Here is a 13,753-nt window from a genome sequence, read left to right as displayed (position 1 = left end):
CTTGAACTTTAGGCGGTTCAGTTATTGGAGACTTCTTCTTATTCCAGGATCTGTCAAACTCTGTGAGTCCACCGGCAGAGCCGGGGGTTTACTTATGATTAATTATTCCAATTTCAGCATTCAACTGGAACATGGCCTCTCAAAGAGACTTTCCTTGGCGTCTATTTTAATTGCCAAATAGAATAATCTTGCAGCAATAAGACTCTGATCATATAAAAATATTTTTCATCATATATAGTGATTACTTTGAAATAAATTGATGGATGAGCGCTCTGCATCAATAAATTTACATTTTATGGTTTTTACCGGATTAAAGTCATGAAAACAGAAATTCTTATTACAGGCGATGAGATACTCAAAGGAGATATTTCTGACACAAATTCTTCATACATTTCAGGCAGACTACTTGAAACAGGAATAAGACCATCAAGATTCAGTATAACAGGTGATGATGAATCTGAAATATCACAGGTAATAACCGAAATAGCGGCAAGGGCCGAAATAGCGATAGTCACAGGCGGCCTTGGTCCCACATCCGATGACGTCACGGCATCAGCTGCGGCAAAAGCAGCTGGAGTTGACCTAATAGAAAGTGCTGATGCACTTGAAATTATAGTTAAGAAACTGAATACAATCGGATCAAGGCTTAATACTTCAAACAGAAAGCAGGCTAATATTCCGGCAACTGCGACATGCATTGAGAACACAGCGGGCATTGCTCCTGGTTTTACAATAATGATCAACAACTGCCGTTTTTTCTTTCTGCCCGGAGTTCCATCAGAAATGAAAAAAATGATGGATAACAGTGTGATACCTACAATTTCCAATTTAAGGGGAATCAGCAGCAGGTTCATAGAACACAAGATCACCTTGCACGGAATTGCTGAAGCCCTGGCAAACGAGCTTCTTTCCGGGTTCAAAAGAGCTTTCCCTTCAATCAGCCTCGGTTTCAGGGCGCTTTCCCCTGGCGTGATCATTAAAATTTCAATGGAAGAAAAAGACAAAAATGATGAACTTTTATCAAAAAAAGCCCTTTCATGGATATCTGACAAATTCGGATCAAGTATTATTTCAGTATCAGGGCAATCCATGGAAGAATCTCTTGGAGATCTGCTCAAATCCAAAAAAATAAAAATCGCTGTCGCTGAAAGCTGTACAGGAGGCCTCATAGGTCATATGCTAACCAGCGTACCAGGCAGTTCGGATTATTTCCTCCTTTCTGCCGTTACTTATGCTAATGCTTCAAAAATTGCCGTATTGGGAGTCGATCCTGAAACATTAAAAAAATACGGCGCTGTCCATGAAAAAATTGCCATGGAAATGGCCGAAGGCGTGAGACGTATTTCAGGAGCAGGCTACGGGCTTTCTTTGACAGGCGTTGCAGGCCCTGGAGGAGGAACACCTGATAAACCTGTTGGGACAGTGTGCATTGGGATTTCAGGCCCGTCAGGAACAAGGGCTACAAAATTCCTCGTACCAGGTTTTGACAGGGCTATGACCAAGCGTAGATTCGCTTATCAGGCTCTTGATATGTTAAGAAAAGAGGTTTTAAAAAATTAAGATGGCAGACATTCTTGAGGTCAGAAATCTGGTCAAAACCTACCCTGGGGTAAAGGCCGTAAACGGCATAAGTTTCTCCATCCCTGCCGGGTCATGTTTCGGGCTTTTAGGCCCTAACGGCGCAGGCAAAACCACATCCATTGAGGTTATAGAAGGAGTTCTGGCCCCTGATTCAGGTGAAATCCATTATAAGGGTAGACCAAGGGGCAAAATGTTCAGACAGGAGGTTGGAATTCAGTTCCAGAATACAGACCTTCCGGCATTCCTGACTGTTAAAGAAAGTCTCGGGACATTCAGAAATCTTTATACGAGAAAAGCTCCCTTCGAAGAGCTCATTAAGCTCTGCCATCTTGAGGATATTCTTGACAGGGACAACAGAGAAATATCAGGAGGCCAGAAACAGAGACTGCTCCTTGCGATGGCTCTTGCAAACGATCCTGAGCTTGTTTTTCTAGATGAGCCAACAACCGGTCTTGATCCCCAGGCAAGACGTAATTTATGGGATCTTGTGGATGACATCAGAAAAAAAGGCAAAACATTGGTCTTAACGACCCATTATATGGAAGAAGCCGAAATTCTCTGTGACCTCATCGCAATAATGGATATGGGTAAAATAATTGCTTTCGGATCCCCCAAGGAACTTCTCAGTTCATGCGGTCAGTCTTCAGTTATTGAAATAAGTCTTGGTGCAAGCAGGGGCAAAATGGACGATTTCCCTTTTGCATGGGCATCATCAGGCGGGCTTGCAGAAATACTCACAAACGACATAGACGTCTGCATCAGGGAGCTTGTGCAAAGGAACATCAACCTATCATCCCTTACAGTAAGGTCAATGAATCTTGAAGACCTGTTCCTGAAACTCACCGGCAGATCATTGAGGGACTAAAATGTTTACAAGAATTTTCACCCTTTTTATGGCAAGGAACAAGGAATATTTCAGGGACAAGTCGGCTCTCGGCTGGAACTTCATATTTCCTTTTCTTATAATCGCTGGTTTTGGTGTCATTTTCACAGGCAATTCAAGGGATATCTATAAAATTGCTATCACCGGCCCTGCTCCAAATACCCAGGAAATATCTTCACTCTATGAAAATTTCAGATCAATGAAAATGCTTCAGTTTTTAAATTATGAAACATTTGATTCTGCCTCTGCAAAACTGAGCCATCACAAAGTCGACATGATTTTTGAACCTTCAACCGGCAAGTACTGGATAAGCAAAACATCGCCCAAAGGTTATATTGCCGAAAAGATTCTCGAGGCAGCATCAACCGATCAGCACCAGGATAAAAAGCTTATAAAAATAGAGATTGAAGGCAAGGAAATCCCTTATCAGGAATGGCTTTTCCCGGGCATCCTCGGCATGAACATGATGTTTAGTGCCCTTTTCGGGGTTGGTTATGTGGTGGTCAGATACAGAAAAAACGGGGTTCTTAAGAGACTCAGCGTCACCCCTCTTAAACCGTGGGAGTTTCTGACAGCCCAAATGCTATCAAGAATGTTTCTCATTATATTTTCCACATCAATAGTTTATACAGGATGTTCGCTTCTCTACGGCTTCAAATGCAGAGGATCTTTTGTGGATCTTCTGATAACTGTTGCCCTCGGAGGCTTTTCAATGATTTCCCTAGGACTTGTCATCGCCTCCAAAACTAGCAGCGAAGAGCTGGCAGAAGGTCTTCTTAATTTTATAACATGGCCCATGATGTTCCTTTCCGGAGTATGGTTTTCACTTGAGGGAGCAAAGCCATGGGTTATAACAATGTCAAAATTTCTTCCCTTGTACCACCTTATTTCAGCCGCCAGAAAAATAATGAATGATGGCTCTGGTTTATATGAAATAAGATACGAACTGATATCACTTGCGCTTATGAGTCTTGTTTTTTTGACCATAGGATCACTGCTCTTCAAATGGGGCAAGGAATGACATGAAAATAAAAAAAGATTTCAGGATTTTGTCTTCGTGCTATCAAAGCATGGAAAAGCTGACTGATCTTATGTGCAATAACAGGGTTGGAGAAGCAAAAATTATGGCTGAAGGCCTTGATGAAAATGGGATTTCCCATCGAGAAATCATGGGCGATTGGTGCGGTCTTGAGCCTGAATCATTTTTCGATATCTGCCATGGCATACCAGCCTCATTTGTTTCAGGTATTTCCAAGTCCCCTGAACGCATAGAAATTATTGCTGAAAGCAGATCATATTCGGGCAGAATTTTTTATTCATCCTACGACACCCAATTCGGCAGGTGCGTGTGCACACTAACCGATATAGGGCTCTGCTCCATAGATTTTTCAGAAGATGAAGAAAAGACTATTTCAGAAAAAACCAGAAAATGGCCCGGTTGCACTCCTGTAAAATCAGATGCAATGGTTCTTGAAACAAGAAATCAGATCTTTGGAATTATTCCAAATGACGAAAAAAACAGTATAAAAGTACATCTGATCGGAACTGATTTCCAGATTATGGTGTGGAAAACCATCGCAAGAATCCCTTTAAGAGGGAAAATCTCATACGGCCAGATCGCGTCAGAGATAGACAGGCCAAAGGCCTCAAGGGCCGTTGGCAATGCCGTGGGAGACAACCCTCTTGGCTACCTTGTGCCCTGCCACAGAGTCATGCCAAAATCAGGTGCATTAGGCGGTTTTAACGGAGGCCCCGCAAAAAAACTTGCAATGCTTGTTTACGAAACCGCCATTACTGGGGCGTAAGCTAAACCTTTTTTTAAAGAGAAAGGTTTTGCGGAGCTTTTTTCAAAAAGCGGCCCGCCGTAGGTTCATGATTTTCGATTTTTGATCGATGAATTTTGAACTATTGGTCTGGTTGCATCAATCATCAATCTAAATTCTAAAATCAAAAATTCTGTTTTTTTGATGGGAAATTGACCATACAAGGATAGGCATTATTGTATTTTCAGACGTTTCTGGATTCCGGCCTGCGCCGGAATGACAGAAATCGGACTTTTTGCGGCAATTTGACACTCACCAGATAAACAGCGACGTCAATTTTATGATCTCTCAGACTTTTTTAAAAAACTAACCTGCATTTTTTCTCATTTCTGAAATGGTTTGGGTATAATTGGAAGTTCCGAAAATAGCGGATCCTGCAACAAAGACATCGGCTCCGGCAGAGCTTATTTCCTTGATGGTTGAATTATTGACTCCGCCGTCAACCTGAATTCTTATATCAAGACCACGGTCATCTATCATTTTTTTAAGAGCACTTATTTTCTCTATGCTTGACTTGATGAATTTCTGCCCGCCGAAGCCAGGGTTCACACTCATTATCAGAACAAAATCAAGATAGTCGAGGGACCACTCTATTGTTGAAAGTGATGTCGCAGGATTCAGGGCAACGCCTGCCTTTACACCTGATTCTTTAATAAGCTGAAGAGTCCTGTTCAAATGAATACAAGCTTCAGCGTGGACAGATATGAGATCAGCTCCAGCACTAACAAAATCAGGGATCCTCAGATCAGGCTTAACAATCATGAGATGAACATCAAGGGGAAGATTCGTAACCTTTTTGGCGGCTTCGACAATTATTGGCCCATAACTGATATTGGGGACAAACTGGCCATCCATAACATCTATATGTATCCAGTCGGCTCCTGCATTGTCCACAGCCTTAATATCATCTCCAAGACGCGTAAAATCCGCAGACAGAATTGATGGTGCTATTAGCTTTTTCATTTATTAACTCCGTTTGATATCGATCTTCTTAAAACACGCTGCAAAAAAACCGTCCATACCTGCGATATGTGGCAGAATCCTGATCATTCCAGACTTATCCCCATATTCTGTATCCTTCAAATTAAATGGATGTTTTTTTAATATTTCCGGTATATTCTCATCAAGAATATAATCAGGTCTTTTTTGAAGAAAAGTGCTTACAACGTCCTGATTCTCTTCAGGTTCGAATGAACATACAGCATATACAAGTCTGCCGCCCGGCTTTACTGCATCTGCCGCATTTATCAGTATAAGACTTTGTCTTTTTGAATATCTTGAAAGATCCTTTTTGCTTTCTGTCCATTTTGCATCGGGATTTCTTCTTAAAACTCCAAGCCCAGAGCACGGAGCATCAACAAGTATCCTGTCAAACAACTCTGAATTTGAATTTTCCAAAGGATTTTCAAAATCCTGAACAATTGTACTGACATTTGTAATTCCAAGTCTTTTCATTTCCTGATTAAGCTCAATAAGCTTTCTGGGATCATTATCAGAAGCAATGATGATCCCGTCATTTTTCATTATTTGACCTATATGACCGGTTTTTCCGCCAAGACCACAGCATGCATCGAGAACTCTTTCTCCTGGCTTTGGATCAAGAAGAATGGCAATCATCTGGGCTGCCTCGTCCTGAACCTGAAAAACGCCCTCATTTAAATCTAAAAGATTCTGAATATTCTGTTTAAGGCCGGTAATGTTTAATCCATTTTCAGAATAATTATGAAGCTCAACTGTGTCTGAATCGACTTTCAGCTTTTCAGCCAGGCTGTCTCTATCTCCTTTTAAGGTATTCACCCTAAGAGACAATGGCGGAATGGAGTTAACATGTTCAGCAAGGGCCTCAGCCTGTTCAATGCCAAACCTTGCAATCCACCTTGAAGACAGCCATCCGGGGATTGAATGTCTTGCATAAAAATAATCTGTTTCATCTAATGCAGGGTCAGGAAATGGCATTCCTTCATGTATGGATACAGATTTCCTTAAAACAGCATTAATGAATTTAGAAATAAAAGGTTTTTTTCTTATTTTTTTGGCAAGCTCAACAGAAGTGTTAACAGAGGCTGAAACAGGAATTCGATCAAGATATTTAATCTGAAAAATACCGATTCTAAGAATATTAAGAACCGATGGTTCGATTTTGACAATTTCAGTAGTGGATGCGCATGATACTATCCAGTCAAGCATTCCTCTGTGCCTGAGTACTCCATATATAATGGCATTGGCTAAACCCTGATCAGGTCTTGATAAATTTTTACCCGTCATTTTTTTTTCAAGGGCGATATCAATTGTTACTCCTGATATGGATATATAATCGAGTACTTCAAGTGCAAGAAGCCTTGGATCATATGAAGAAGGGCTTGAGTTGTTATGATTCTGAGTATTCTTTGTACGTCTTTTATTTTCTGAATTGATCATATTACTTCATTTGGTTTAAGGGCTTATCCAGTAAAAAACGAGCCGATTCACATGGTTCAAGTAAAAACAGAACCCTTTGAAATCTTGTTGCCTGCCAGAAAGTCCCTTATTCCAAGTCTCTTGCCCGAAGCACCCTGGATTTCCATTATGGAAATAGCGCCATCAGCTGCGGCTATAATAAGCTCGGACTTTGATTCTGATAAAACTTGTCCCGGTGTTGCTCCAGTAACATCCAAAGCAACAGGAATTGCCCGGATTACTTTGTAAAAAGTTCCGCCGAGTTCTGTGAATGCTCCAGGCCATGGCGTAACTCCGCGGATAAGGAAATCAATCCTGGCTGCACTGTCACTCCATATAATCCTGCCAAGTTCTTTTCTCAGCATTGGCGCAAGCGTAGCCTTTTCATGATCCTGCGGTACAGGAACAACGTTGCCATTTTCAAGACCTTCAAGGGTTTTCAGAATAAGACCGGCTCCGATTAGAGAAAGCCTGTCATGAAGAGATTCTGAAGTATCCTCGGGATGAATTGGAGTCTCTTCCTGAAGAAGTATCGCTCCTGTATCCATGCCCCTTTCCATGAACATTGTGGTTATGCCGGTCTTTTCATCTCCATTTATTATGGACCACTGAATCGGAGCCGCCCCTCTGTATTTTGGAAGAAGTGAAGCATGAATATTTACTGGCCCAAGCCTTGGGATTTCAAGAATCCTAACTGGCAGAATATGACCGTACGCGACAACAACATAAGCATCAGGAGAAAGAGCCATAAGGGTTTCAAACTGCTCATCGCCCTTCATATTTTCTGGCTGATAAACATTGAGGCCATATTCTTCGGCCTTTACTTTTACAGGAGGAGGCGAAAGTTTCTTTCCCCTGCCCTTTGGTCTGTCTGGCTGAGTTATAACAAGCTGTATTTCATGGCCTGCCCTGACAAGGGATTCGAGGGCCGGAACAGCGAAATCAGGGGTTCCCATGAATACTATTTTCAATTTATTTGTCATTATTATTGTCTTTTAAAAACTTAGAGGCAAAAAAAATGGATACAAGGCAAAATAACCAGGCCCTAAAAAGCGTATTGAAATTAGCGTTTTCCAAATAAAAAAACTTAATCCTCAAAGATACTGAGGATTAAGTTTTCACTGATTGGTTAATCGTCTTCAAATTTCATCTGTTTTTTGACCTTACGTTTATAGAGCTGCTTTTTAAGTGCGCTGAGCCGGTCAATGAAAAGAATCCCGTTAAGATGATCAATTTCATGCTGAAGAATTATTGCCAGCATTCCTTCGGCCTCTAAGGTGAACGAGTTCATATCAAGGTCAGTGTAATTTATGATTATCTTCTCGGCTCTTTTAACATCAGCCCTGAAATCAGGGACACTCAGGCATCCTTCTTCTTCAGAAATGACCTCACCCGTCATTTTAACAATCTCAGGATTAATAAAGACCTTAAACTCCCTTTTTTCAGGATCCCCCAAAGGATCTGCTATCAGAAATCTTTTGTCAGATCCGACCTGGTTAGCGGCAAGACCTATGCCAGGGGCTTTATACATGGTATCGGCCATGTCCTCGATTAATTGCTTAAGCTCTTCTGTTACTTCCTGTACAGGTACGGTAGGTTGAGCAAGAAATTTGTCCGGGTACGTCAAAATATTTAAAACAGTCATTGTTCCATCCGAAAATTAGACCTCTTCAGCCAGGACTTCGACTTCTTCAAGAAGCTTTGCCCCGAAACCGATGCTGAGAGCTGAAAATATGCCGACAATTATAACTGGAAATATCTGGAGAGCATGGTTTGCAAGGGAATAACCCGCAGCATACTCCATTTTAACTCCAAAAATTGTAACGGCAAAGATACTGCCAGCTTCCCAAATACCCCAGAAACCCGGAGCCGAAGGGAGCGCAATTACAAAACTTATGATAATCATTACCGCAGAAATTTCGAACAATGATAGATCTATTCCTGGGCAACCCTTAGCAAAAGCAAAATATGACAGAGCCAAAAGCAGCCATACTATAAATGATAAAAAAAGGCACATAAGCATCTGATATACCTTTTTAATTGCCTGAAATCCAGAGGCAATATTTTGAAGTATATTGTCAATGGGATTGCTTATGTATTTTCGGACATTTTCAGAAATACCGGCTCCGGCCAAGCCTGCCATTTTAGGCAAAAAATGTATCACTCTTGAGATGTAGCTTCTGCTCTTTTCAAAGCAGACAGATATTATAACAGCAATAAAAACGACACAGATCTTGACCATGCCAGAAGCCAGAGCTTCAAGCGTGGCTTTGTTTATTGTGTATGTTTTATAGGAAAATTTTATTTCAGGACTGATATCTACCGTTAAAAGACAAACGGTCATGAGTATAATCAGAAAGATCATGTCAAAAATGCGTTCAACGACGACTGTTGCAAAAGCTGAAGTAAAAGGGACCCCATATTTTTTCTTGATAGCAGCAGGTCTCACTATCTCCCCAATTCTTGCAGGCAGGATACAGTTAAGCATAAAACCGGTCATTGTCAGATTGAAGGCTTCCCAAAAACCAATCTCTGCAAGAGGCCCTACAATAATCCTCCATCTAACGGCCCTTGCCATATAGCTTAACAAAATCAGCAAAGTGGTTGGAATAATCCACAGATATTCAATAGTCTTCAAATACATCACAAGATCAGAAAAAGGAATATTCCTGAAGGAAAAATACATGGCCACCCCTGATATGGCTAATCCAATCATCAGAGAAACGGCCATTTTCTTATTCATATGAAACATATTTTATCTTTTTAATTCCCTAAGGATTTCCCTTGCGGTCTCTGCATCCTTTTTGATCTGGGCAGAAAGTTCGTCAAGACCCGAGAATTTTTTCTCTTCCCTGAGTCTGGCAATAAAATCAACTTTTATTTTCTTACCATAAATATCCGACGAGAAGTCAAAAAGATGGACTTCTGCGGTAAACATATCATCGCCAAAGGTTGGACTGACACCCATATTGGCAACTCCGTCAAATCTTTTTCCATCAATTTCTGCGGTTACCGCATAAACTCCATACTTGGGACAAAGCTCATCCTGAAACAATATATTTGCTGTGGGAAATCCCAAAAGTTTCCCGCCTCGGTTCCTTCCCCTTACGACCTCGCCTCGTATCTGATAATATCTTCCGAGCATTGATGCCGCACGTCCGACATCGCCTGAAAGAATTGTCTCTCTAATCCTTGTGCTGCTTATTCGGTCACCCTCTTGAAGGCATTCTATCCAGTCAGGAAGCACTACCTGATATCCAAGCTTGCCCCCCATTGCCTTAAGAAAATCTATATTACCCTTGCGGTTTTTACCAAAAGCGTAATCCCTTCCCGCAACAATGGCTTTCATGCCGATTTTTTCCACAAGAATTTTCTCGAGAAAATACTCAGGATCAAGGGCTGCAAATTCTTCAGTAAAATTAATGCAGATGAGAACATCAATACCCGAAGCTTCTATTCGCTCTTTCTTCTGCTCGTAAAGAGTTATAAGTGGGGGGCTTGATCCGTTTCTCAGAACTTTAAGCGGATGGGGTTCAAAAGTCATGACAATAGCTGTACCACCAATTTCTCCTGCCTTCTTTATCACCGCATCCATAAGAGAATGATGGCCTTTGTGAACACCGTCAAAATTACCTATTGTAACTACAGCATTTTCAAAAGGAATTTCAATTTCCGCAAGACTTTCAATAACCTTCATTACACCCGCCATATACAACCTTTAAGAACCTTTTGTTACTTAATCAAAAAAAAGCATATTAATCACATATAATTATAACTGTCCAATTTTTTTCAATATCATCCGGTTAAAAAACCCGAATAAAAACCTGGGTAGGTAAATTTAAATAGAGCTATTCAAAAATCTGGTGTAAAGGGATTGATCATAAATTAAGGAGTATATTTTCAAAATAGCCGGTATGTGTTTTCATAATCTTGTCATTAACAATTATTCCTGCATTTTTGAATTGCTTTTGAGTGTGTGTGACAATAAAAAAGATATAAAACACGGTTCAGGCATAATATGGCCGACCTGAGTCAAAAAGTCAGATTCCAGTAATTCCGGTGAAGGCCTGGAATCACACTTTTTGCGACTTTGTCAGAACTTTTATAAAATATTATCAAGATAGTGACTTCCGTCATCTGTCAATGACGACTGGAGATTGTTTGTGGATTTTCATGCTTTGATTCGTGACTATGGCTATTGGGCCGTGCTGATTGGAACATTTCTTGAAGGTGAAACCATTCTGATCCTCGGAGGAGTAGCTGCACAAAGTGGTTCTCTGGAGCTTGCATTCGTAATGCTTTCAGCCTTTGCTGGAAGCTCGTGCGGTGATCAGCTATACTATTTCATCGGTCGCTGGCAGGGAAGAGCACTGCTTTTGCGCTTTCCCCGCTGGAGCCGGGCAGCGGCCAAAGTCAGCAAACACGTTAAACGTCATCAGAATTTCATTATCCTATGTTTCCGATTTTTCTACGGCCTGCGCAATGTCACCCCATTTGTTCTCGGAATAAGTCATGTGCGCGTACCCCGTTTTGTCATTCTGAATCTCATAGGTGCCGGTATATGGTCAATCTCATTCGCCTCGCTTGGTTTTCTTCTTGGTGAGGCACATGAGCGAGCCCTTGGAAAAGGATACAGCTGGGTACTCATTGTCATTGTTCTTATTCTGGGCTTAATATACTGGGGGTACCGCAGATGGAAAGATTCAAGAGAACCGTACCAGCCGCCAGAAACACTTGATATCCCAATTCTTGACGAGAATATTATCAGAAAGAAAAAACAAGGTTAAAAATCAGGTTAAGACAGTTGCCTTGCTATGCTCCAGGAGGGTCGCTTTTTTAAAAAAGCTCGCCCCCCTACCCCTCATTGTATGGAATTCAGCAACAATAACCCACAGGAATATTTACTGCTTGTTAAAGCCATGATGTTCTTGGGAAAGGATATTCCGGAAATCAATTCTGAAATTATTTGTATCAGAGTGATTTAATAAAGACCTTAAACAAAGATTATAGTAACTTATTTTTACTGTTTTTTAAGAGTAGCGGATCTGAAAAGGTATGTGGATTTTTGAATCATGATAGTGGAGCGGGAAACGAGATTCGAACTCGCGACTTCAACCTTGGCAAGGTTGCACTCTACCACTGAGTTATTCCCGCTCTATCATTACACCATGAGTTTAAAGCTGGATATTGTAGCCGTTTTTCAGGCCCGAAATCATATTTCTTTTATTGGAGGCGGCATCCGGATTTGAACCGGAGATAAAGGCTTTGCAGGCCTCTGCCTTACCGCTTGGCCATGCCGCCTCATAAAAGAAATTGGAGCGGGAAACGGGATTTGAACCCGCGACTTCAACCTTGGCAAGGTTGCACTCTACCACTGAGTTATTCCCGCTCAGTTCGTGAGCAAGCTTTTAAACTTTTTGCCCCGACTTTGTCAATTAAAAAAAACTAATTTTTAAAAATTTTGCCTAACCTGTAAAAATAGTCAAAACCCGACCACATGGTGAATACAAGAGCAATCCATAGCAGTATCGTTCCGATTGCATGCATGTTCAGTCCAAGATACGGATAATGCAGCACAAGCGGTATCACGGCTGCTATCTGAAATCCTGTCTTAAGCTTGCCAAGGCTTGATGCACCGGGGTCCTGACCAACTTCTGCAACAACTGACCTAAGGCCAGTCACGGCCATTTCACGGCCCACGATGAGGCAGATTATCCAGGCCTGGGCCCATCCCCTTTCAACAAGCATTATAAATGCTGAAGCCATAAGAAGTTTATCGGCCAGAGGATCAAGCATTTTCCCGAGATCAGAAACAAGCCCCTTTTTTCTCGCAAAAAAGCCGTCCAGATAATCTGTTGCTGCCGCAATACAGAAAAAAAGAGCCGCAAAAAACGTATATATGCGGCCTTCATGCATCATAAGGACTATAAAAACAGGAACAACGGCAACTCTTGAGAGAGTAAGAAAATTAGGATCTGTCAGTAAAGATTTCAGCTTTTTAATTTTATCTTTCATTTTTCCTCTATTAAGACTTCAGTTCTTAAGTTAGCTGAATACTTCTCATATCCATTATATTCAGATAAAGCTATTACATCCTGATCTGTAGGATCTATTTCAGATAAAAGCATTGATACTGTTTTACCCAAAACAGGGTGCACAAAATAAGGATTAAGCGCAGAAAGAGGTTTTAAAACAAATCTTCTTTGATGCATTCTCTGATGGGGAATTGTAAGCTTCGGGGTATTAATAATAATATCATCAAAGAAAATGATATCAATATCAATGACTCTTGGGCCAAACCTTGGCACTGAAAAATCACGCCCTGATTCAGCCTCAAGCATCTTGAAATAATCAAGCAGTTCAAAAGGGTCTAATAATGTTTCAAGCTTTCCAACCGCATTTATAAACCACTGCTGATCAGTATAATCCTGGGGTGATGAAATATAATATTCCGATTTTTCAATAAGTCGGACTTTTTTTATCTCTTTTGAGAATCTCTCCATAATACAGGCGCAGTTCTCAAGAGCATTTCCCATATTTGAGCCAATGGAAAAATAGACGGATGTTACCATTAAGGTGTCTCCAAAGTGATAATTCTTGGAGAGGACATCTCGCCACCAGCACTTTCTATCTCTAATTTAAAGGCATAATGATATCCTGACACAGCCTTTTCCCTGTAAATCCTTTCCGTTGAAGACACGGACCCGACAGGCTCAAAAGTATAAGGGCATGTTGGGCAAAACCGTGCCTTTGGAATCTTTGACTTATAAATATGAATGGCTTTGACATTCTCATAATTTGCCAGCTGCCAGGATACTTTTATCTCGCCATTTTCAAAAACTGCGTCCAGTTTTTTCGGAGGATCAGGAACCATGGATGATGGAGCCGAAGGAAATGCTTTTCTTCCGCATCCTCCAAGAAGGAGGATCAGAATAAAAAAGCAAGCTGAAAATATCAGATATGAAAATCTCTTTTCAATTTTTATATTTCCAGGTGAATTCTTCATGAAAAATATTATCCCAATATTTCC

15 protein-coding genes and 3 tRNA genes are annotated in these 13,753 nt (G+C 41.0%); 6 read left to right on the top strand and 12 right to left on the bottom strand.

Going from position 1 to position 13,753, the window contains the following annotated elements; translation table 11 throughout:
• From K245_RS28320 to K245_RS26690, 5 genes are all read left to right on the top strand, one after another.
• A partial coding sequence (locus K245_RS28320) for a hypothetical protein (RefSeq protein WP_232223828.1) occupies positions 1 to 181 on the top strand: 181 nt, incomplete at its 5' end.
• 137 nt (positions 182 to 318) lie between these two features.
• Positions 319 to 1,560, top strand: a complete 1,242-nt coding sequence (locus K245_RS0113320) for a CinA family nicotinamide mononucleotide deamidase-related protein (protein WP_027359660.1) — start codon at positions 319 to 321, stop codon at positions 1,558 to 1,560.
• 1 nt (position 1,561) lies between these two features.
• Positions 1,562 to 2,446, top strand: a complete 885-nt coding sequence (locus K245_RS0113315) for an ABC transporter ATP-binding protein (RefSeq protein WP_027359659.1) — start codon at positions 1,562 to 1,564, stop codon at positions 2,444 to 2,446.
• Position 2,447: 1 nt separating this feature from the next.
• The gene (locus K245_RS0113310) at positions 2,448 to 3,485 is read left to right on the top strand and encodes an ABC transporter permease (protein WP_027359658.1); all 1,038 of its coding nucleotides are present in this window, start codon (positions 2,448 to 2,450) and stop codon (positions 3,483 to 3,485) included.
• 1 nt (position 3,486) lies between these two features.
• Positions 3,487 to 4,269 (top strand): methylated-DNA--[protein]-cysteine S-methyltransferase, encoded by a 783-nt coding sequence (locus K245_RS26690; protein ID WP_051284122.1) that lies wholly within the window; start codon positions 3,487 to 3,489, stop codon positions 4,267 to 4,269.
• Positions 4,270 to 4,593: 324 nt separating this feature from the next.
• On the opposite strand, the gene rpe is transcribed toward K245_RS26690, so the two are convergent.
• The 6 genes from rpe to K245_RS0113275 all read right to left on the bottom strand — a co-directional run bounded on the left by rpe (position 4,594) and on the right by K245_RS0113275 (position 10,420).
• The gene (gene rpe, locus K245_RS0113300) at positions 4,594 to 5,250 is read right to left on the bottom strand and encodes a ribulose-phosphate 3-epimerase (protein ID WP_027359657.1); all 657 of its coding nucleotides are present in this window, start codon (positions 5,248 to 5,250) and stop codon (positions 4,594 to 4,596) included.
• A 3-nt stretch (positions 5,251 to 5,253) separates the two neighbouring features.
• Positions 5,254 to 6,705 carry a 16S rRNA (cytosine(967)-C(5))-methyltransferase RsmB gene (gene rsmB, locus K245_RS24450; RefSeq protein WP_051284121.1) on the bottom strand — a complete coding sequence of 484 codons (1,452 nt, stop codon included), beginning with the start codon at positions 6,703 to 6,705 and terminating at the stop codon, positions 5,254 to 5,256.
• Positions 6,706 to 6,761: 56 nt separating this feature from the next.
• The gene (fmt, locus tag K245_RS0113290) at positions 6,762 to 7,706 is read right to left on the bottom strand and encodes a methionyl-tRNA formyltransferase (RefSeq protein WP_027359656.1); all 945 of its coding nucleotides are present in this window, start codon (positions 7,704 to 7,706) and stop codon (positions 6,762 to 6,764) included.
• Positions 7,707 to 7,852: 146 nt separating this feature from the next.
• A complete protein-coding gene (gene def / locus K245_RS0113285; protein WP_027359655.1) occupies positions 7,853 to 8,368 on the bottom strand; it encodes a peptide deformylase in 516 nt (171 codons plus the stop codon).
• A 15-nt stretch (positions 8,369 to 8,383) separates the two neighbouring features.
• Positions 8,384 to 9,475, bottom strand: coding sequence for a lysylphosphatidylglycerol synthase transmembrane domain-containing protein (locus K245_RS0113280; RefSeq protein ID WP_027359654.1), 1,092 nt, complete (start codon positions 9,473 to 9,475; stop codon positions 8,384 to 8,386).
• Between the two features lie 3 nt (positions 9,476 to 9,478).
• The gene (locus tag K245_RS0113275; protein ID WP_027359653.1) at positions 9,479 to 10,420 is read right to left on the bottom strand and encodes a bifunctional riboflavin kinase/FAD synthetase; all 942 of its coding nucleotides are present in this window, start codon (positions 10,418 to 10,420) and stop codon (positions 9,479 to 9,481) included.
• A gap of 466 nt (positions 10,421 to 10,886) precedes the next feature.
• On the opposite strand from K245_RS0113275, the gene K245_RS24445 reads away from it, so the two are divergent.
• Positions 10,887 to 11,510 (top strand): DedA family protein, encoded by a 624-nt coding sequence (locus K245_RS24445; protein ID WP_051284120.1) that lies wholly within the window; start codon positions 10,887 to 10,889, stop codon positions 11,508 to 11,510.
• 292 nt (positions 11,511 to 11,802) lie between these two features.
• On the opposite strand, the gene K245_RS0113260 is transcribed toward K245_RS24445, so the two are convergent.
• The 6 genes from K245_RS0113260 to K245_RS0113235 all read right to left on the bottom strand — a co-directional run bounded on the left by K245_RS0113260 (position 11,803) and on the right by K245_RS0113235 (position 13,729).
• Positions 11,803 to 11,877: transfer RNA gene (locus K245_RS0113260), tRNA-Gly, on the bottom strand.
• A gap of 73 nt (positions 11,878 to 11,950) precedes the next feature.
• Positions 11,951 to 12,024 (bottom strand) — tRNA-Cys (locus K245_RS0113255).
• A 13-nt stretch (positions 12,025 to 12,037) separates the two neighbouring features.
• Positions 12,038 to 12,112: transfer RNA gene (locus tag K245_RS0113250), tRNA-Gly, on the bottom strand.
• Between the two features lie 56 nt (positions 12,113 to 12,168).
• Entirely contained in the window at positions 12,169 to 12,738 is a 570-nt protein-coding gene (gene pgsA / locus K245_RS0113245; protein WP_051284119.1) for a CDP-diacylglycerol--glycerol-3-phosphate 3-phosphatidyltransferase, read from the bottom strand.
• The gene (gene folK / locus K245_RS24440) at positions 12,735 to 13,295 is read right to left on the bottom strand and encodes a 2-amino-4-hydroxy-6-hydroxymethyldihydropteridine diphosphokinase (RefSeq protein WP_051284118.1); all 561 of its coding nucleotides are present in this window, start codon (positions 13,293 to 13,295) and stop codon (positions 12,735 to 12,737) included. The genes pgsA and folK overlap by 4 nt, the downstream gene beginning before the upstream one ends.
• Complete coding sequence (locus K245_RS0113235) at positions 13,295 to 13,729, bottom strand: hypothetical protein (RefSeq protein ID WP_027359651.1); 435 nt, start codon at positions 13,727 to 13,729, stop codon at positions 13,295 to 13,297. The genes folK and K245_RS0113235 overlap by 1 nt, the downstream gene beginning before the upstream one ends.
• Between the last annotated feature and the right edge of the window lie 24 nt (positions 13,730 to 13,753).

The sequence above is a fragment of the Desulforegula conservatrix Mb1Pa genome (assembly GCF_000426225.1).
In the GTDB taxonomy this organism is placed as follows: domain Bacteria; phylum Desulfobacterota; class Desulfobacteria; order Desulfobacterales; family Desulforegulaceae; genus Desulforegula; species Desulforegula conservatrix.
Note: the sequence above shows the minus strand (reverse complement) of the source record. Positions and strands in the feature narration are given on the sequence as shown.

What these genes read in the sequence shown, in the direction of transcription:
- K245_RS0113320 (WP_027359660.1), top strand. Translation starts at nt 319, where the DNA reads ATGAAAACAGAAATTCTTATTACAGGCGATGAGATACTCAAAGGAGAT.
- K245_RS0113280 (WP_027359654.1), bottom strand. Translation starts at nt 9,475, where the DNA reads ATGTTTCATATGAATAAGAAAATGGCCGTTTCTCTGATGATTGGATTA.
- K245_RS26690 (WP_051284122.1), top strand. Translation starts at nt 3,487, where the DNA reads ATGAAAATAAAAAAAGATTTCAGGATTTTGTCTTCGTGCTATCAAAGC.
- fmt (WP_027359656.1), bottom strand. Translation starts at nt 7,706, where the DNA reads ATGACAAATAAATTGAAAATAGTATTCATGGGAACCCCTGATTTCGCT.
- def (WP_027359655.1), bottom strand. Translation starts at nt 8,368, where the DNA reads ATGACTGTTTTAAATATTTTGACGTACCCGGACAAATTTCTTGCTCAA.
- K245_RS0113315 (WP_027359659.1), top strand. Translation starts at nt 1,562, where the DNA reads ATGGCAGACATTCTTGAGGTCAGAAATCTGGTCAAAACCTACCCTGGG.
- rsmB (WP_051284121.1), bottom strand. Translation starts at nt 6,705, where the DNA reads ATGATCAATTCAGAAAATAAAAGACGTACAAAGAATACTCAGAATCAT.
- rpe (WP_027359657.1), bottom strand. Translation starts at nt 5,250, where the DNA reads ATGAAAAAGCTAATAGCACCATCAATTCTGTCTGCGGATTTTACGCGT.
- K245_RS0113310 (WP_027359658.1), top strand. Translation starts at nt 2,448, where the DNA reads ATGTTTACAAGAATTTTCACCCTTTTTATGGCAAGGAACAAGGAATAT.
- pgsA (WP_051284119.1), bottom strand. Translation starts at nt 12,738, where the DNA reads ATGAAAGATAAAATTAAAAAGCTGAAATCTTTACTGACAGATCCTAAT.
- K245_RS0113275 (WP_027359653.1), bottom strand. Translation starts at nt 10,420, where the DNA reads ATGAAGGTTATTGAAAGTCTTGCGGAAATTGAAATTCCTTTTGAAAAT.
- folK (WP_051284118.1), bottom strand. Translation starts at nt 13,295, where the DNA reads ATGGTAACATCCGTCTATTTTTCCATTGGCTCAAATATGGGAAATGCT.
- K245_RS0113235 (WP_027359651.1), bottom strand. Translation starts at nt 13,729, where the DNA reads ATGAAGAATTCACCTGGAAATATAAAAATTGAAAAGAGATTTTCATAT.